Annotated in this window: 13 protein-coding genes and 2 rRNA genes (1 of these 15 cut by a window edge); 7 read left to right on the top strand and 8 right to left on the bottom strand. The window is 58.2% G+C overall.

Annotation, left to right across the window (positions count from 1 at the left end):
- The first annotated feature begins 91 nt into the window (after positions 1-91).
- The 3 genes from KUF73_RS12935 (at position 92) to KUF73_RS12925 (ending at position 5,125) form a co-directional block, all read left to right on the top strand.
- The gene (locus KUF73_RS12935) at positions 92-1,510 is read left to right on the top strand and encodes a short-chain fatty acid transporter (RefSeq protein ID WP_218438421.1); all 1,419 of its coding nucleotides are present in this window, start codon (positions 92-94) and stop codon (positions 1,508-1,510) included.
- A gap of 229 nt (positions 1,511-1,739) precedes the next feature.
- The gene (locus KUF73_RS12930) at positions 1,740-3,437 is read left to right on the top strand and encodes a molecular chaperone HscC (RefSeq protein ID WP_218438420.1); all 1,698 of its coding nucleotides are present in this window, start codon (positions 1,740-1,742) and stop codon (positions 3,435-3,437) included.
- A gap of 11 nt (positions 3,438-3,448) precedes the next feature.
- On the top strand, positions 3,449-5,125 hold the full coding sequence (locus KUF73_RS12925) for a J domain-containing protein (protein WP_218438419.1): 1,677 nt from the start codon (positions 3,449-3,451) through the stop codon (positions 5,123-5,125).
- A gap of 105 nt (positions 5,126-5,230) precedes the next feature.
- Here the strand turns inward: KUF73_RS12925 and can are convergent, their stop codons facing one another.
- Positions 5,231-5,875: a carbonate dehydratase gene (gene can / locus KUF73_RS12920; RefSeq protein ID WP_218438418.1), complete on the bottom strand. Its 645-nt coding sequence runs from the start codon at positions 5,873-5,875 to the stop codon at positions 5,231-5,233.
- 170 nt (positions 5,876-6,045) lie between these two features.
- Between can and KUF73_RS12915 the strand changes: the two genes are divergently transcribed.
- The gene (locus tag KUF73_RS12915) at positions 6,046-6,450 is read left to right on the top strand and encodes a serine kinase/phosphatase (RefSeq protein ID WP_218438417.1); all 405 of its coding nucleotides are present in this window, start codon (positions 6,046-6,048) and stop codon (positions 6,448-6,450) included.
- 101 nt (positions 6,451-6,551) lie between these two features.
- Here KUF73_RS12915 and rimI read toward each other — a convergent pair whose 3' ends face one another.
- Positions 6,552-7,004, bottom strand: a complete 453-nt coding sequence (gene rimI, locus KUF73_RS12910; protein WP_218438416.1) for a ribosomal protein S18-alanine N-acetyltransferase — start codon at positions 7,002-7,004, stop codon at positions 6,552-6,554.
- Positions 6,997-7,743 carry an energy transducer TonB gene (locus KUF73_RS12905; protein WP_218438552.1) on the bottom strand — a complete coding sequence of 249 codons (747 nt, stop codon included), beginning with the start codon at positions 7,741-7,743 and terminating at the stop codon, positions 6,997-6,999. The genes rimI and KUF73_RS12905 overlap by 8 nt, the downstream gene beginning before the upstream one ends.
- A 236-nt stretch (positions 7,744-7,979) precedes the next feature.
- Here KUF73_RS12905 and mksB point away from each other — a divergent pair, with 236 nt between their 5' ends.
- The 3 genes from mksB to mksF are packed head-to-tail and all read left to right on the top strand — an operon-like array spanning position 7,980 to position 12,785.
- Positions 7,980-9,257: an Mks condensin complex protein MksB gene (gene mksB, locus KUF73_RS12900; RefSeq protein WP_218438415.1), complete on the top strand. Its 1,278-nt coding sequence runs from the start codon at positions 7,980-7,982 to the stop codon at positions 9,255-9,257.
- Complete coding sequence (gene mksE, locus KUF73_RS12895; RefSeq protein ID WP_218438414.1) at positions 9,247-9,948, top strand: Mks condensin complex protein MksE; 702 nt, start codon at positions 9,247-9,249, stop codon at positions 9,946-9,948. Before mksB ends, mksE begins: the two co-directional genes overlap by 11 nt.
- The gene (mksF, locus tag KUF73_RS12890) at positions 9,945-12,785 is read left to right on the top strand and encodes an Mks condensin complex protein MksF (protein WP_218438413.1); all 2,841 of its coding nucleotides are present in this window, start codon (positions 9,945-9,947) and stop codon (positions 12,783-12,785) included. Before mksE ends, mksF begins: the two co-directional genes overlap by 4 nt.
- Positions 12,786-12,900: 115 nt before the next feature.
- Here mksF and KUF73_RS12885 read toward each other — a convergent pair whose 3' ends face one another.
- From KUF73_RS12885 to KUF73_RS12865, 5 genes are all read right to left on the bottom strand, one after another.
- Entirely contained in the window at positions 12,901-15,204 is a 2,304-nt protein-coding gene (locus tag KUF73_RS12885) for an intermembrane transport protein PqiB (protein WP_218438412.1), read from the bottom strand.
- Positions 15,197-15,820 (bottom strand): paraquat-inducible protein A, encoded by a 624-nt coding sequence (locus KUF73_RS12880; RefSeq protein ID WP_218438411.1) that lies wholly within the window; start codon positions 15,818-15,820, stop codon positions 15,197-15,199. Before KUF73_RS12880 ends, KUF73_RS12885 begins: the two co-directional genes overlap by 8 nt.
- Positions 15,807-16,466: a paraquat-inducible protein A gene (locus tag KUF73_RS12875; protein ID WP_218438410.1), complete on the bottom strand. Its 660-nt coding sequence runs from the start codon at positions 16,464-16,466 to the stop codon at positions 15,807-15,809. Before KUF73_RS12875 ends, KUF73_RS12880 begins: the two co-directional genes overlap by 14 nt.
- 146 nt (positions 16,467-16,612) lie before the next feature.
- Positions 16,613-16,728, bottom strand: a 5S ribosomal RNA gene (rrf, locus tag KUF73_RS12870).
- A 159-nt stretch (positions 16,729-16,887) separates the two neighbouring features.
- Positions 16,888-18,941 (bottom strand): 23S ribosomal RNA (locus tag KUF73_RS12865); it runs 838 nt beyond the window's last position.

Genomic DNA, 18,941 nt, shown 5'->3' with positions numbered 1-18,941 from the left:
AAACCTCAGGTTGAATTAATGTTGGCATCTGTCCAGACGGGCCTCCGCCGCCCCGAAGACCACAATAAACATAAAAATTCGAGGTACTCCCGTGGCCGCTGATATCGAAGATAGCCGCTCCGCCCGCTTTGCCCTGCGCTGCTCCAGTTTTGCCGAACGCTGGTTCCCCGATTCCTGGGTGTTTGCCGCGCTGGCCGTGATTATCGTGGCCCTGGCCACCATGGCCATGGGTGCCAAACCCACCGACGCCGCCATGGCATTTGGTGACGGCTTCTGGAGCCTGATCCCGTTCACGATGCAGATGGCTTTCGTGGTGATCGGGGGTTATGTGGTGGCCAGTTCGCCGCCGGCGGTGAAGCTGATCGATCGTCTGGCGAAGATCCCGAAAAACGGTCGCTCGGCCGTGGCCTGGGTGGCGCTGATTTCCATGGTCGCATCGTTACTGAACTGGGGCTTGTCGCTGGTCTTCGGCGGTTTGCTGGTGCGTGCCCTCGCCCGCCGTACCGATCTGAAGATGGACTACCGCGCCGCCGGCGCTGCTGCGTATCTGGGACTTGGCGCGGTATGGGCCTTGGGCCTGTCATCGTCCGCGGCACAATTGCAGGCCAACCCGGCCAGCCTGCCACCGGCGATTCTGTCGATCACCGGGGTGATTCCTTTCACCCAGACGATCTTTCTCTGGCAGTCCGGCGTGATGTTGCTGGCGCTGGTGGTGGTCTCGATCATCATTGCCTACGCCACCGCCCCCGGCCCGAATTCGGCACGTGACGCCAAGGACTGCGGCGTCGACCCGAGTTTCAACCTGCCACCGCTGCAACCGCGTACTCGTCCTGGTGAATGGCTGGAACACAGCCCGCTGCTGACCATCCTGCTGGTGTTGCTGGCCGCTGGATGGCTGTTCCATGAGTTCTCGACCAAACCGGCGATCAGTGCGATTTCCGGCCTCAACACTTACAACTTCCTGTTCATCATGCTCGGCGCTCTACTGCACTGGCGCCCGCGCAGTTTCCTCGACGCGGTGGCCCGTGCGGTGCCGACCACGACCGGCGTGCTGATCCAGTTTCCGCTGTACGGCTCGATCGCCGCATTGATGACTACGGTCAAAGGCGCCGACGCGCAAACCCTGGCTCATCACATCTCGACGTTCTTCGTCAGCATCGCGTCCCACGACACCTACGCACTGCTGATGGGCGTGTATTCGGCGATCCTCGGCTTCTTCATTCCGTCCGGCGGCGGCAAGTGGATCATCGAAGCGCCGTACGTCATGCAAGTGGCCACCGACCTGAACTATCACCTGGGTTGGGCCGTGCAGATCTACAACGCCGCCGAAGCCTTGCCCAATCTGATCAACCCGTTCTACATGCTGCCGCTGCTGGGCGTGCTGGGGTTGAAAGCGCGAGACTTGATCGGCTTCTCGTTCGTGCAGTTGCTGGTGCACACGCCGCTGGTACTGTTTCTGCTATGGGCGCTGGGGACGACGCTGGCATACACAGCGCCGGTAATGCCGTAACGCCGAGCCAAAGAACCGCACAAATCCTGTGTGGGAGCGGCCTTGTCCTCTCCCACATCAAGGATGTTTGACAGTGCAATGCTGCCCAAACCCTGTGGCTCTGATTGCGCTTCGTCGCAAATAATAGCTCAGTGCCACTACTCTGCTTTACCCCTCCGCTGCTCCGGTAATATCCTTGCGCGAAAATTATCTGTTTCAATTTTTTGCACGCGGAAAGGGAGTTCATTAAATGATCGTAGGGATTGACCTCGGGACCACCAACAGCCTTGTCGCCGTATGGCGTGGAGAGTCCAGCGAGTTGGTGTCCAATGCGCTGGGCCAGTTCCTGACGCCAAGCGTTGTCGGTCTCGACGATCAGGGTCGCATCCTGGTCGGTCAGGCCGCGCGCGAGCGATTGCACACCCATCCGCTGCAGACCACTTCGCTGTTCAAGCGGCACATGGGAAGCGCCACGGAAGTGCGTCTTGGCAACCGGGCATTCCGCCCCGAAGAACTCTCGGCACTGGTGCTGAAAAGCCTGAAGGAAGACGTCGAACGCGCCTTTGGTGAAACGGTGCGTGAAGCGGTCATCAGCGTGCCGGCCTACTTCAGCGATGCCCAGCGTAAAGCCACGCGCATCGCTGGCGAACTGGCGGGCTTGAAAGTTGAAAAGCTGATCAACGAACCGACTGCGGCGGCGCTGGCTTACGGGCTGCATCAACGGGACAAGGAAACCTCGTTCCTGGTGTTCGACCTCGGTGGCGGCACATTCGACGTGTCTATCCTGGAGCTGTTCGATGGCGTCATGGAAGTGCGAGCCAGCGCAGGCGATAACTTCCTGGGCGGCGAAGATTTCGACAGCGTGTTGCTGGAGCACTTCGTCCAGCACCATCGCAACACCGACCATTTCCCTGACCGCCACAGCATCCTTCAGCCACTTCGTCGCGAAGCCGAACGCGTGCGCAAAGCCCTGGGCCAGGAGGGCAGTGCCGAGTTCACTCTGCGGTTCGATGGCCAGCAATGGACACAAACCATCACCCAGCAGCAACTGGCCACGCTCTACACGCCCCTGCTCGAACGCCTGCGCGCGCCCATCGAACGGGCGTTGCGAGACGCGCGGATTCGGGTCAGTGATCTCGATGAAATCCTGCTGGTGGGCGGAACGACGCGTATGCCGCTGGTTCGTAAACTGGCGGCCGGTCTGTTTGGACGCTTCCCTTCAATCAGCCTGGATCCTGACGAAGTGGTTGCTCACGGCGCCGCGATACAAGCGGCCCTGAAAGCCCGCTCCGCTGCGCTGGAAGAAGTGGTGTTGACGGACGTCTGTTCCTACACCCTGGGCATCGAGACTTCCAGTCAGATGGGCCAGCACTTCGAGGGCGGGCATTATCTCCCGATCATCGAGCGAAACAGCATCGTGCCGGTGAGCCGGGTCAAGACCGTTTACACCCTGCACGATAACCAGGAGCAGGTGCTGCTGAAGATTTATCAAGGCGAAAGCCGGCTGGTCAAAGACAACGTGGCGCTGGGTGAACTCGACATCAAGGTCCCGAAACGCAAGGCTGGCGAAGTCGCCCTCGATGTGCGTTTCACCTACGACAACAACGGTTTGCTGGAAGCCCAAGTGGTCGTGCCGCTGACGGGGGACTTGCACTCACTGGTGATCGAGAACAACCCCGGCGTGCTCACGCCCGAGGAAATTCATCAGCGTTTGCAAGGCCTGGCTTTACTGAAAATTCATCCGCGCGATCAGCAGGTCAACACCGTGTTGACCGCGCGCCTTGAGCGTCTCTATCAGGAAAGCCTGGGGCACATGCGTGAACAGATCGCTCACTGGGCCAAACAGTTTCAGCACGTGCTGGAGTCCCAGGACGAGCGGCGGATCCGTGAAGCGCGCAGCGAACTGACGCAACAATTGAGTGCGCTGGACAACGGCCTTTGGCATTGAGGAGTATCAACATGGATTGCTGGTCTGTGCTGCAACTTCGCGAAGACGCCGACGCGCGTACGATCAAACGAAGTTATGCGCGGCTGTTGAAAACCTTCCGGCCCGATGAAGATCCCGAAGGTTTCCAACGCTTGCGTGAAGCCTACGAGCACGCGCTGAGTGTTGCCCGGTGGCGAGCCGAATACGACGCGGATGACATTGAAGTTGCAACGACAGAAGTCGTTGAAGAGTCGAATCAGGCCAACTTGCAAGCCTGGTCCGAGACGCTGGATCTTCGACCTTTGAACCTCGAAAAACAGCCTGGCCTTCAATCTCTGAACCTTGCACCCCTGAATTCCCCGCAACGACACCACGAACCGGTCATTGCGCCGGACGAGCAAGCGGCGCGGGTGCTACTCGATGGGCTCTCGGACCAAAACCTGGCCGAGCGCTGGGAGCAGGCGCAACAACAGCAATGTGCCCAGGCGTTCGAGAAGTTGCTGTTGCAGTTGTGTTTCGACCATCCGGGCCTGCGTAATTCAATCGCCGGGTGGGCCGTTCAGCACCTGGGTTGGCTTGCGCCCTGGCAAAACGTCGCCATGACCAATTGGCAGCAAGACGCCCTCGCCAGCGGCTTACTGCAGGACTACCGGCAGGCTTTGCAGGAACTGCTCGAAGCCGGCAAGGAGCGAGAGTTCCTCACGCGCCTGAAAAGTTACACCGCACAGCCCTGGCTGCAGGTGTTCGATCGACGCCAGGAGTGGCAGCGAATCATCCTGCAACTGTTCAACGACTCCGAATGGAGCCTGCCGCTGTTCGACCGAGTGGGTGACGTATTTGGCTGGGACGAAAAGAAAGGTATTCATCCGGAACCGGCATCGATCTGGCAAGCGTTGATCGAGCGCTGCAATCAGGAAAGCTTCTACGAAAACCTGCGGGCCAAGGCGCAGGATCGCCGAACCTGGGCTGCCGACGTTCAGGCCGCGCATTTGCTGATGAATCCGCTAACGACCAGCCAGCAGAAGCAGATGATCGACGGATTTGGCCAAAACGAATGGCAAGCCTGTCATGACCTCGGACAAACACTGACGTGGCGCTATCCGCAATTGCTCTCCCGATTGCCAAACGCCGATGTGTTTCTCTGGCGACGCTTTCTGCCTCGGCCCATCGCCGACGAAACCTGGATACGCGTCTGGGCCGGCATCGCTCTGGCGATGTATTTGTTTTACTTCCCTGCCGAACACAAATCATTGGGCTACAGCCTCAGCATGCCGTTGCTGTTGGCATGGGTTCCGATCGGTTTCTTACGGTTTGGCCTGAGCTGGTGGGTACCGATTTCCTCGCATTTCATCGTCTTCGACCTTTGGTTGACCGAAAATATCGTGCCCCGACGCTTCAACCCGGGTACGCGCTGGTTGTTGCTTCGGCATGGCGCTGCGCAAGTTGTCCTGACGTTGCTATTCGGGATCTTGCTCGGCTGGCTGGGTGTTGTGACGTACGTCGGTTTTATTCTGATCGGGCTTTTTCACAAGCGACGAATTGGCCAGCTCAACCCTGAACTCAGTGCCCGTCGTCCATGGCTGACCGCTCTGCACTGGGCACACTTCAGTCCACTGCAGCTGGTATTTTTGCTGGTGATGGTCTGCATTACCCTCGCATGCCAGATCTATCTCCCGGAGTACCACCTGACAAATCTGAAGTTCAGATGAGCGAAGCCGATACGGCACTGGATCACCGACCAGGGTGATCCGCCGAACGCCGACGGCCAGGTGTTTTTGCAACACTGGCGTCGGCCAAATCTCAGTTGAGCACAGTTATTGCGGCTCGATCGGACGCAAACGGTATTGCGGTGGCAATTGCTCGAAACCACTGATGGTGGCGTTCAGGCTTTTCCAGCGACCGTCCTTGATGCCGTAAATGCAGCCGTGGATCGACAGACTCTGCCCACGGTGCCAGGCGTTTTGCACGATGCTGGTGTGACCGACGTTAGCCACTTGCTGAATCACGTTGAGTTCGCAGAGCCGGTCGACTCGCTCCTCTTCAGTGGGCAACTTGGCCAGCTCTTCACGTTTTTCGTAGTAGAGATCGCGAATCGAGCGCAACCAGCCGTCGATAAGGCCCAGCTGGCGGTCCTGCATCGAGGCGCGTACGCCGCCACAGCCATAGTGGCCGGTTACCAGGATGTGTTTGACCTTGAGCACGTCCACTGCGTACTGAATCACCGACAGGCAGTTGAGGTCAGTGTGCAGCACCACGTTGGCCACGTTGCGGTGTACGAACAAGTCGCCGGGCAGCATGCCGACGATCTCGTTGGCCGGCACCCGCGCATCGGAACAGCCAATCCACAGGAATTCCGGAGTCTGTTGGCGGGCCAGCTTGGCGAAGAAGTCAGGATCTTTTTTAGTGATCGCGTCAGCCCAGCGCCCGTTGTTATCAATCAGATCTTGTAATTCGTTCATGCTTTAGAAGCCTCAAGAATGATGCGCTGCTTTGACTGACAACCGTCCGTCGAGGTCACGCGCTTAATGCTGTTCCTTTCCTGATACCTGCATACGACGCTCCACGCCGGTGGAATTCCCGGTGGCCCAGTGGGTCCACCCTAGTAAGGCCCACAGTATGAGGAATTGCCATGACTGATTCACGACGTCCGTACGATGCGGTGCAACCGGAACCCATCGACGACAACGAAGACCGCATGGGCTCGATGCATGAGCTGGATTTTGATGATGATGAACCCAGCGCAAAAATCGGTGACGAATTGCCGGACAAGGAGCGCGAGCAGTTGATGTCCCGTCGGCGCGTGCGTGAAGCAGGCATGACCGGCGCTTCGACCGATGACCATCAGTCTACCGACGATGATATGAGCCCGGAAACCCTGATCCGTGAAGACGGTGCGCGGGATGCCCAGGAGGCCGGTGACGGTGACCCGTCGGATTGGGACTTGAGTGTCGTCGATGAAGACGACATTGGCGGTGGCGATGGCCTGGATGAGGCCGAGATGGCGCAGCGCGATCCGTTGGACCGCAAGCGTTGATCAGTCTTCATGCAGGAGCTGGCGAAGAATGCGATCTTTTGATCTTGCTTATAAAAAACAAAATCAAAGGATCGTATTCTTCGGCAGCTCCTACATGATCATCAATCCACCAGGGTACAGGCCATGACCACCGCGTCTTCGCGCCCCCCCACCGCCGGGTAGTAATCCCGCCGACGGCCAATCTCGTTAAAGCCATACCGTTCATACAACCGAAACGCTGACCGATTACTGTCGCGCACTTCCAGAAAACATTCCCTGGCCTCTGCTTTGTAGGCAATCGACATCAAATGCTCCAGCAACGTCAAACCCAGGCCACGGCCCTGGTTTTCCGGTTTGACGGTGATGTTCAGCAGATGCGCCTCATCAAGAATGATCTGCACCACACCGTGCCCCACCTGCTGCTGGCCTTCGAACATCAACCAGATCTGGTATTTGCCCAGGCCATCGAGAAAAATCCCGCGGGTCCAGGGATGGCTGTAGGCCGCGTATTCGATTTTCAGCACAGGTTCCAGGTCCGCCTCGGTCATCGGGCGAAACGTTACAGCGTCACTCATTCGATTCTTTCCAGCGCGCCATCAGCCGACGCATGGCTTGCCAGACATCAGCCTTACGCTGTGGCTCTTCCATTAATAATTCCAGGCCCGGCAAGGCCCAGACCGAGCCCAGGCCTTCGACCTGGAGTTCGCGATTGAACGATTCGGCGTTCGCCTCACCGGCAAAACGCACCGCTGGCAGGCCGATCAGCCACAGGCAGACGCACGGCGCATCCTCCAATCGGGCCGAAAGAAAGCCCTGCACGAAGTCACGCGCCGCTTCCGGGCCTTGATCCATGGTGCCCCGGGCCAGCAATGGCCAGCGTACCGGTTCGCCGACGATCTGCGGGCTGTCCGGCAGACCGGCGGCGCGCAACATGTCTTTGAGCAGCAAATAAGCAGGATCGCGGGTCTGGAAGGCTTCGCCTGTGGGTAACTCCACCAGCAGCAGGCAACGCCCGGCCCGCAGCAATTGCAGGGCGAAACGGGGTGGCGGTACTGGAGCAACTTTGGCGACGACCGGTGCTTCTTCGACCTCTTCCACCGGTTTGGCCCCGGTACGCATGCTCGACAGCGATGGTCGCGGCACTTCGATTTTCATCCGCTCGGCCGGTTTGACCAGCGGTTCCGCTGGCGCATCGGCCACCGGAGCCGGCGCTACCGGGACGGCGACCAACGGTTCCAGCGGCGCCAACAGTTCGGGCCGTGACGGCGCAGCAAAGGGCAATTCGGTGCGCGGCAGCCAGTTGACCACCTGCATGGCGGTCAAATAAGCGCGGCGACGGGACTCGATTAGCAAGGGTCGGCCACTTGTGGATAACAAAAGTGGAGGGATTCTACCGCCCTTCGCTCAAGATCGCCTGCTGTTGATCGAAAGACTTCACCGATAGTCTTTCCACCTGCGAAAAATGGCGACAGCCCGTCCCGAGAGTGAATCGCATCGCCCCCGATGCAGTACAATCGCCGCTTTTAATCGCCAACCAGCCGGCCATTCCGATGATCGAACCCAAGCGCGTCTTGCGCGCCCTCGCTGAACACTGGGCACTTCTGGAGCCACTGTGCGAGCACTTCGACCAAGGCACATTGAGCCTCAACGAACTGCGTTCACAGTTGGCCGCCCAGCAACTCGACAGTACGCCGCAGGACATCACCAGCCTGCTTGACGTGTGGATTCGCCTCGACATTCTGGTTCCCGTGGCGAAAAGCCCGAACCGTTTCGAGCTCAATGCGCAGATCCACGATTTTCTCGCCTATCTGCGCCGTGAACACCGTCTGGGCCTGTGCCTGGAGATCGAAGCCTATTTGCGCCATCTCGAACGCCTGGCCGGCTACATCCAGGACGCCTTCGACATCCGCGACGGCAATGACCTGGCTCGCCAGTTGCGCCTGCTCGACATGCGCGTGCGTGACGTGCTGAAAAAACTCGATAACGACGAACAGGCGCTGGTGGCCGTGGCCGAACGGGCCAAGACCAGCGACCGGCAGATTCCGCTGCGTCAGCGTTATGCGGAAGTCCTGGCGACCTGGGACGAATACGTCGAGCCGATGATCGATCTGGTGAACGCCGACGGCGCCTTCGAACAAGGCGTACGCAAGGTCGAAACCGTGCTGCTGAAGATGCTCAGTGAACAGCAGCGCCTCGGCCATCTGGTTGACGATGACATGCTGCTGCGCACCCACGCACGCATCCTCGAAATGCAGACCAGCGCCCAGCTGACCTTGCGCCACGCCCGCGAGCTGCTGCTGCCGCTGCGTGAAGAAGCGCGACGCCATAACGCCGTGACCCGTGGCGCGGCGCTGGCGCTGTCGATGATCCGCCGAAAAGGCATCGACGCCGTGCCACAAGCCGCCATGCCGATGTTTACCCGCCCGCAGAGCACCTTCCTTGGCAGCGCCAGTCAGGTCGAAGCCTACGTTTACGCCCTGGCCCGCTTCGAGCCGAAACCGGCGCGATTCCCCAAGGCGCACAAGACTCAGAAAGGCGAAGCCCCACGCGCACCACGCACCGTCAGGGAAATGCTTGACCGCTGCGAAGACGCACTGCCGATGCCGGACCTGATGACCTGGCTGCTGGAACAGGAACCGGACGGTGCCACCGACGAATTGTTGTACTGGTTCTCGCGCCTGTCCCGGGAAAAACGCTTCAAACGCGAGCGTCTGGAGCGCCGCGATTACCACACACACGAGCACCAGGTCAGCCTGCGCTCCTTCGCCCTGCTCTCGGCCGGTGATGACGCCCCCGAGAATTCTGCGAGCACCCCATATGCATCTTGATCTTTCCGAACTGTCCCAGCTGGCGCCGATCTTTCGCGAGCTGTTCAAGGGTTACCACGTCAGCCGCCGCGATCCGGAACTGTACGCCCAGCTGTCGAACTTTCAGGATCAGTACCGAACGCTGTTCAAGGCGCTGGGTTTTGAACTGGTGTGCGACACCCGTGGCTTCTACTACTTCGTGCCGGACCTTGCTGCTGCGGCGGTAAACAAAACCGCACAGCGTCTGGCACTGTTTACCTTCATCCTTGTAGAGCACCTGGCCGATCAGGGCCGCGACCCGATCGCCGTGCTTGATGGTGGCAGCCTCGGCCGCGATGAACTGCCGTCGCTGCTGGAAAAGTATCGCGACCTGTTTATCCAGGCCGAAGTGCAGACCGTCGAAGAGCTCGAAGAAAAAATCATGCGGCGCATGACTCAACTCGGCTTCGCTGGCGAAGAAAACGGCATCTACCGTTTCCTGCCGCCGATGCACCGTTTCCTTGATGTTTGCCTGTCGGTTCAGCAGGACCGTGACTTGGCGGCCAGCCTGCACAGCGTGCTGCCGTTGCCGGTGCCGGTATTGATCGATGACGACAGCGACGAAAAGCTCTTGGAAACCGATGACCCGCTAGACCTCAGTGACTTCGAGGAAGAAAGCGAAGAAGACGCCATGGCCCGCGCTATTGCCGAAGAACAGGAGCTCGACGCATGAGCAAGGAACGTTACGGCATCCGCCGCTTTGCCCTTTTGAACACCGCCGGTTACAGCCTTGGCCTGTTCCCGCTGGAAGAGCCGCTGTCGGTCTACGGCGCGAACAACCTCGGTAAATCCGCCTCGATCAACGCCTTGCAGTTCCCGATCCTGGCACGCATGTCGGACATGAGCTTCGGCAAGTACAGCCTGGAGCAATCACGGCGTTTCTACTTCGCCTCGGACACCAGTTACATCTTGGTCGAAGTGAACTTGCCCCACGGCCCGCATGTGATCGGCGTGGTCGGTCGCGGTCCGGGTGGCGGCTTCGGCCACCAGTTCTTTGCCTATGCCGGCAAACTGGACCTGGCCCATTACCAAAAAAACGACACCTGCCTGCGCCAGAAAGAACTGTTCACCAACCTTGAGCGCGAAGGCCTGAAAGCCTATGAACTCAAGCCGGACGAACTGCGTCGTTTGCTGGTCGGTGGTCATACGTCGATTCCGCTGGACCTGACGCTGATCCCGCTGCGCTCCACCAGTGAACAGAGCCTGAAGACTTTCCGGGCCCTGTTCATCAACCTGCTGCACATGCGCGAAATCACTGCGGCCAAGCTCAAGCAGTTGTTCCTCGATGCCTTCGAGCACAGCCTGCGCTCCGGTAGCGTGGACTACATTGCCGCGTGCGAAGAAGCTTTCCGCGATGTACGACGCATGGAGCAGGACTACAACTCGCTGGTCGCCGCGGGTCCATTGGTCGAAGCGTTGGCCAATGGCGTGAAGCAACGCGACATCCTGCGTGGCAAACTGCATCGCCTGTCACCGCTGCTCGACTCGCTGCTCGGCACTTGGTCGGATTATGCCGGTGCGCGCAAGGAAGAGCTGACCCTTCAGGCCGAGCACTACCGCAATGAGCAGGACACCCTGCAAAACGATCAGCGCGGCGGCACTCAGGAGCTGATGCGTCTGGAACGGGAAATCACCGGTATCCAGCGCTGGCTCGGCGAGTTGTCGGTGCTCAAGCATCGTTTTGCCTTGGTCGACGACGTCAAAGTGCTGGAGCAACAATTGCTCGCAGCCAAGGACGCTCACGATGAATTGGCCGGTGCCCTCGCGCAGTCGCGCCAGTTCAGCGCCGAAGACCTGGAAGAACGCCTGCGGGATCTGGAAAAACGCCTGAAGTCGGTCAAGCAGCAACTCGATCACGCCGACAACAACAGCTACGCCCGCCTGCGCGAAGAGTTCTCGCAACAGGACGTCGAACGCCTGATGCGCCTGTTCAACAGCGCACTGTTCAGCCTGCCATTGGGCGAGCACGGCATCACCCTCGACGACGACGGCGAGTGGGTGAAGTCCGTGGAGCTGATCCTCGACGGCTTCAAGGGCGAGCGATTCGAAGTGCCGGGGCTGTCCATCGACATCTCGCACATCGAACCGCCTGCCCTGCAAGCCCTGGCCGACCGTGCGGCACTGCGCGACCAGAAAGAGCGTCTGGAAAAAGAACTCAAGCAACTGAAAACTCAAGCTGCCGTGGCCGCGGACCGCGCCGCGAGCAAGACCCAGACCGAAGCGCTGTACCAGCAAGTGCTGGATGCGCAAAAGGCGCTGGAAGATTTCCGTCGCTCGCAGACCCTGAGCGCAGAAGAAGGCGACAAGCTCGAACAGCTGGCCCAAATGGAAGCCGCACAGGACGAATTGAAGCGCTCCAGCGATGCTTTCACCGAACGCGTCCAGCAACTGTCGGCAAAGCTGCAACTGGTCGGCCGGCAGATCGGCGACATGGAAGCCAAGCAACGCACGCTCGACGACGCTTTGCGCCGTCGTCAGTTGTTGCCCGCCGACTTGCCGTTCGGCACGCCATTCATGGACCCGGTCGACGATTCCATGGACAACCTGCTGCCGCTGCTCAACGACTACCAGGACAGCTGGCAAGGTCTGTTGCGCGCAGACGGTCAGATCGAGGCGTTGTACGCTCAGGTACGCCTCAAGGGCGTGGCCAAGTTCGACAGCGAGGACGACGTGGAGCGTCGCCTGCAACTGCTGATCAACGCGTATGCGCACCGTACCGATGAGGCTCTGACCCTCGGTAAGGCACGTCGCGCCGCCGTGACGGACATCGCGCGGACCCTGCGCAACATCCGCAGCGACTACGACAGCCTCGAACATCAACTGGCGCTGTTCAACCGCGAGATCAACAAGCGTCAGGTGTCCAACCTGCAAAGCTTCCGCATCGTGCTGGCGCCGAACAAGGAAGCGCTCAAGCACATTGATCAAATCATCCACAGCGCCGGTCAGTACGAAGAAGGCGAAACCCTGTCGGTATTCGACCTGAGCCAAAGCGCCGAGCAGGACAACAAGAACGAAGAGGCCAAGGAATATCTGGCGCGGTTGGTGGCGGCGAATCACAACCAACTCGGTCTCAAGGACTTGTTCGAACTGGCGTTCGAGATCACCAAGGTCAACGGTCAGCCGGTGATCCACACCGACATCGACGGCGCCGCGTCCAACGGCACCACGATGACCATCAAGGCACTGACCAACATGTACTTGTTGCTGCACTTGATGGATCGCGACCTGGCCGGGCGTGTGCGCTTGCCGTACTACCTCGACGAAGCGGCGGACATCGACGAGAAGAACCAGGCAGCACTGCTGGAAACCAGCCTGCAACTGGGCTTCGTGCCGATTCTGGCGAGTGTGAAACCGCAGGTTTGTGCCAGTGTCGCCATCGACCTGGAAGGCGGCAGCGGCCCGGCCGGCATCTACATCGACGAGGCGGACTGGAAGTACATCCGTCGTCACGATCAGGTGAAGGCGACCGTCAATGTCGAAGCGGATGAACCAGAGCTGGATGCCGTTTAATGCGCTTTAGTTGATGGCAACAAAAAGGCCGCGATCCAATGGATCGCGGCCTTTTTTGTCTTCGTGCCTCTTGTAGGAGCGAGGCTTGCCCGCGAAGACGTTTAACCAAACGCCGTCATCTGCCGAGCGAAATTTTCGGCGCCCAGGTCAGCCATTCCTCTTCAAACTTGTCGAACAACGGGAATGTCTGTTCGGCCCGCGCAGCAATGCCCATGCGGTCCCCATCCGGTGTGGCAAACGCAACACCGCCTTGAATGATGGTTTCCAGCGACTCTGTCCGCACCGTCGCGCCTTTGAACAGGCCGACATCCAGGTTAAAACCGCTGGTGTTCCAGAAGCGAGTACCGTTGCGCACCAGCGGCGCGTATTTGGGCTCGATCAAGATGTGGATCAATACACGATCCGCGGTCTGACCCAGTTCATACCCGGTCACCTTGCCTACGGTGACCTCGCGATACGTGACCGGCACACCGGTCTTCAACGAACCACGTCGCGCCGCACTCAACACCAGACTCAAACCGGCTTCCGGTTTGGCCGTTTCCGGTGGGCTGGCCAGGGCTACGAAGTTTTTCTGCGGCCCCTGGTTTTTCGCTGCCGGTTGTACTTCGATGTATTGGCCGGTCACCAGCGTTTCAAGGTTGGAAGTCTTGATCAGCCCGAGTTCTGGCTTGACCACCCAGAACTGACTGCCAACCCGCGCAATGCGCTCCGGGACTTCAGTAATCCGCGCAGTCAGCAGCACCGATTGCAGATCATCCGTGAGGTCAACGCCCTCAATCTTGCCGACATCCAGGCCTTTGAACCGAATCGGTGTACCGGCACGCAAGCCATCGGCGCGGTCGAGCCTGATCGTGATCACCTCGCCTTTTTGCGTCGCGTCATCATGGCTGGCAAACAAGCGGAACCGTGGAATCCGCTTCTGCAGCGGCGCTTTGGCCTGCGGCGTTTCAAAGGCAATACCGCCAGCCATCAGGCTTTGCAGCGACTCACTTTTGACTTGAATCCCGCCGGTCAATCCGCCTGTCAGCGTAATGCCGCTGGCATTCCAGAACCGTGTCGAGGCATTGACCAGGTTTTCGTATTCCTTCTCGATATGGACACCGATCACCAATTGGTTCGTTTTGCGGGAAAACTGGTAGCTCTGTACCGAACCGACCTTGACCTGCTTGTAGAGCACCGGACTGCCGACTTCCAGCGAACCAAGATTCTCGGTGAACAACACCAGGTGCAGGCCCGGTGAACGAAGGTCGAGCGGCGGCGCCTTGGGTCGCGCAACGAACTCCCGTTGAGGCGCCGCACCTTTGTCCCCTGGGCGCACGGCGATGTAGTTACCTTTTACCAACGCCTCCAGGCCAGTGATGCCCGCGAGGGAGATCGACGGTTTGACCACCCAGAACTGGGTGCCGTCCACCAGGTAATCCTCGGCCAGCGGATCGAGCGTCAGCTCCGCGGTAGCGCCGGACAGGTCCGGATCGACCTTAAGTGCTTTTAACGTGCCGACCTGGATGCCTTTGTACATCACCGGCGTGCGACCGGCCTGCAAGCCTTCGAAGTCGCTGAGTTTGACCTTGATCTTGATACCCGCCGCAGCGGCATCGAAGTCTTCATAGAGGCGGAATGGCAGGCTCGGATCGGTAGGCGGGCTGTCCTTGCGGTTTTCCGGCGTGGCGAATGCGATACCGCCCGCGACGATGCTGGCCAGGGATTCGCTGCGCACCTTCACGCCTGACAAGTTGGCGTCGATGCTGATGCCGCTGGCGTTCCAAAACCGTGTGTGTTTGCGCACCAGTTTTGCGTAGGTTGGCTCAATGAACACTTTGAGCTCAACGGTACTCTGGTCCTCGGACAATACGTAGCTTTTGATCTGACCAACTTTGATTTGCTTGTAGAACACCGGGCTGCCACGGTTCAGTGAGCCCAGGCGATCAGCCTTGATCGTCAGGTGCAGCCCCGGTTGCGCGTCGGATAGCGGCGGCTCTGCGGCCAGCGCCTTGAACTTGCGGGTGGGCTCGCCCTCACCGGGGCTGATCGCGACATAGTTGCCCGAGACCAGCGTCTCCAGGCCAGTGATCCCGGCCAGGGTAACACTCGGTTTAACCAGCCAGAAACGGGTGCTGGTCCGCAGGTATTGCTCTACGTCCTTGTTCATCTCAACGGTCGCGATTACTCCTTTGGAGGCACCTTCGTCATCGAGCTTTAAAGTCTTCACCTTACCGACTGGCATGCCTTTGTAGACGACTTCGGTTTTGTTGGCCTGGATGCCTTCGCCACTTTCAAAGCGCACCTCGATCTCGATGCCGGTCTCGTTATAGGCACGCCAGCCCAGCCATCCGCCGATGATCAAGGCGATCAGGGGTAACACCCAAATGGCAGACCAGTTCGAAGCAGGTCGGGTTTTCGCTACAGGCAAATCAGTCATGGTCGTCGTCCGACTCCGTGTTATCCCAAATCAGTCGGGGATCGAAAGTTACTGCGGCCAGCATGGTCAAAATCACCACACTGGCGAAGGCGATGGCGCCGAGATTGGCTTCGACGCTGGCAAGCCGTCCAAAATTCACGACCGCCACCAGAATGGCGATCACAAAGATGTCGAGCATCGACCAGCGGCCAATGAACTCGATAAAGCGATACATCCATATCCGCTGACGGGCCGAGAGTGGCTGGCGCCGCTGTACTGAAAACAGTAGCAATGCGATACCCACCAGTTTGAAGGTGGGCACCAGGATGCTGGCGATAAAAACCACAGCTGCAATGGGGATCATGCCGTGCTGAACCAGTTGGATCACACCGGACATGATGGTGCTGGGGTCGCCCTTACCCAGAGAGCTCACCGTCATGATGGGCAGCACATTGGCCGGTATGTAGAGAATCGCGGCGGTGATCAGTAACGCCCAGGTGCGTAGCAGGCTGTTCGGCCGCCGGGCGTGCACCAGTGCTCCACAGCGGGTGCAGACCTGCTCGTCGGTGTCAGCTTCCTGCTTGTTCAATTCATGGCATTCAGCGCAAATCAGAATGCCTGCATCAATCGCCCGCATGGGCATCCTCTCCTGATAATGCCTGCCAGATCTGGTGAGGCGACATCACGACCTCCAACCACACCTGAATCAATAACAACCCAACGAAACACGCCAACCCAAGACCTATGGTCATTGCTGCCATATCTGCCAGCTTGACGATCGCCACCAGCACGCCCATGAGGTAAACCTCGAGCATTCCCCAATCTCGCAAATGGTGATAAATCCGGTAGAGCAGCAAGCCGTAACTGCGTCCGATATCGAAACGAATACTCAGCAAGACGACCAGTTGGCAAAGCAACTTAAGCAGCGGGATACCCATACTGCACAGGAACACAATCACGGAAACGCCCTGCATCCCCGTGTTGAACAGGCCGACAACGCCGCTCCAGACAGTATCTTGCGATGACTGCCCGAGTAGATTGAGCTGCATGATGGGTAAAAAGTTCGCCGGCACATATAACAATAGCGCCGCGATGACCAAGGCAAGGCTGCGCTGCACGACATTGTACCGATGGGCGTAGAGCTCATAGCCACAGCGCGGACACAGCGCTTTCTCGCCATGAGCGAGCTTGGGTTTGCGCATCAGCAGATCGCACTCATGACACGCCACCAAATCGTCCAGTGGTAATTCTGACAGCCCGGAGGCGTCAACCGGATCTGGCATAAAGGCTCTGACTCCGAAAAAGTTAGACCTATTCTAGTGTCCTGAGTCGAAAATAACTTTGCAAATTTGTGCGCAGGTTCATCTTGCTTTTCCTGCGGACAAAACAAAACCCCAACTGCTTTCGCAATTGGGGTTTCGGAATTTAATCTTGACGATGACCTACTCTCACATGGGGAAACCCCACACTACCATCGGCGATGCATCGTTTCACTACTGAGTTCGGGATGGGATCAGGTGGTTCCAAGGCTCTATGGTCGTCAAGAAATTCGGGTACTGAAGCGTCTTTCAACGTTTCAGCAAATTGGGTATGTAATAGATTTGTGTGTTGCTCTCGAACTTTCGGTTCATTGCGTCTTCACACACCGCAATCTGGTGCTCTTTCGCTTTTGGGCTCGAAGCAAGCAAATTGCTTGGGTGTTATATGGTCAAGCCTCACGGGCAATTAGTATTGGTTAGCTCAACGCCTCACAGCGCTTACACACCCAACCTATCAACGTCGTAGTCTTCGACGGCCCTTCAGGGGACTCAAGGTCCCAGTGAGATCTCATCTTGAGGCTAGTTTCCCGCTTAGATGCTTTCAGCGGTTATCTATTCCGAACATAGCTACCCGGCAATGCCACTGGCGTGACAACCGGAACACCAGAGGTTCGTCCACTCCGGTCCTCTCGTACTAGGAGCAGCCCCTCTCAAATCTCAAACGTCCACGGCAGATAGGGACCGAACTGTCTCACGACGTTCTAAACCCAGCTCGCGTACCACTTTAAATGGCGAACAGCCATACCCTTGGGACCGGCTTCAGCCCCAGGATGTGATGAGCCGACATCGAGGTGCCAAACACCGCCGTCGATATGAACTCTTGGGCGGTATCAGCCTGTTATCCCCGGAGTACCTTTTATCCGTTGAGCGATGGCCCTTCCATACAGAACCACCGGATCACTAAGACCTACTTTCGTACCTGCTCGACGTGTCTGTCTCGCAGTCAAGCGCGCTTTTGCCTTTATACTCTACGACCGATTTCCGACCGGTCTGAGCGCACCTTCGTACTCCTCCGTTACTCTTTAGGAGGAGACCGCCCCAGTCAAACTACCCACCATACACTGTCCTCGATCCGGATAACGGACCTGAGTTAGAACCTCAAAGTTGCCAGGGTGGTATTTCAAGGTTGGCTCCACGCGAACTGGCGTCCACGCTTCAAAGCCTCCCACCTATCCTACACAAGCAAATTCAAAGTCCAGTGCAAAGCTATAGTAAAGGTTCACGGGGTCTTTCCGTCTAGCCGCGGATACACTGCATCTTCACAGCGATTTCAATTTCACTGAGTCTCGGGTGGAGACAGCGCCGCCATCGTTACGCCATTCGTGCAGGTCGGAACTTACCCGACAAGGAATTTCGCTACCTTAGGACCGTTATAGTTACGGCCGCCGTTTACCGGGGCTTCGATCAAGAGCTTCGCGTTAGCTAACCCCATCAATTAACCTTCCGGCACCGGGCAGGCGTCACACCCTATACGTCCACTTTCGTGTTTGCAGAGTGCTGTGTTTTTAATAAACAGTCGCAGCGGCCTGGTATCTTCGACCGGCGTGGGCTTACGCAGTAAATGCTTCACCCTCACCGGCGCACCTTCTCCCGAAGTTACGGTGCCATTTTGCCTAGTTCCTTCACCCGAGTTCTCTCAAGCGCCTTGGTATTCTCTACCCAACCACCTGTGTCGGTTTGGGGTACGGTTCCTGGTTACCTGAAGCTTAGAAGCTTTTCTTGGAAGCATGGCATCAACCACTTCGTCACCCAAAGGGTAACTCGTCATCAGCTCTCGGCCTTAGAATCCCGGATTTACCTAAGATTCCAGCCTACCACCTTAAACTTGGACAACCAACGCCAAGCTGGCCTAGCCTTCTCCGTCCCTCCATCGCAATAACCAGAAGTACAGGAATATTAACCTGTTTTCCATCGACTACGCTTTTCAGCCTCGCCTTAGGGACCGACTAACCCTGCGTCGATTAACGTTGCGCAGGAAACCTTGGTCTTTCGGCGTGGGTGTTTTTCACACCCATTGTCGTTACTCATGTCAGCATTCGCACTTCTGATACCTCCAGCAAGCTTCTCAACTCACCTTCACAGGCTTACAGAACGCTCCTCTACCGCATCACCTAAGTGATACCCGTAGCTTCGGTGTATGGTTTGAGCCCCGTTACATCTTCCGCGCAGGCCGACTCGACTAGTGAGCTATTACGCTTTCTTTAAAGGGTGGCTGCTTCTAAGCCAACCTCCTAGCTGTCTAAGCCTTCCCACATCGTTTCCCACTTAACCATAACTTTGGGACCTTAGCTGACGGTCTGGGTTGTTTCCCTTTTCACGACGGACGTTAGCACCCGCCGTGTGTCTCCCATGCTCGGCACTTGTAGGTATTCGGAGTTTGCATCGGTTTGGTAAGTCGGGATGACCCCCTAGCCGAAACAGTGCTCTACCCCCTACAGT

The organism is Pseudomonas sp. PD9R, assembly GCF_019200975.1.
GTDB lineage: Bacteria > Pseudomonadota > Gammaproteobacteria > Pseudomonadales > Pseudomonadaceae > Aquipseudomonas.
The sequence above is the reverse complement of the archived record's forward strand: the minus strand, read 5'-3'. Positions and strand labels throughout refer to the sequence as shown.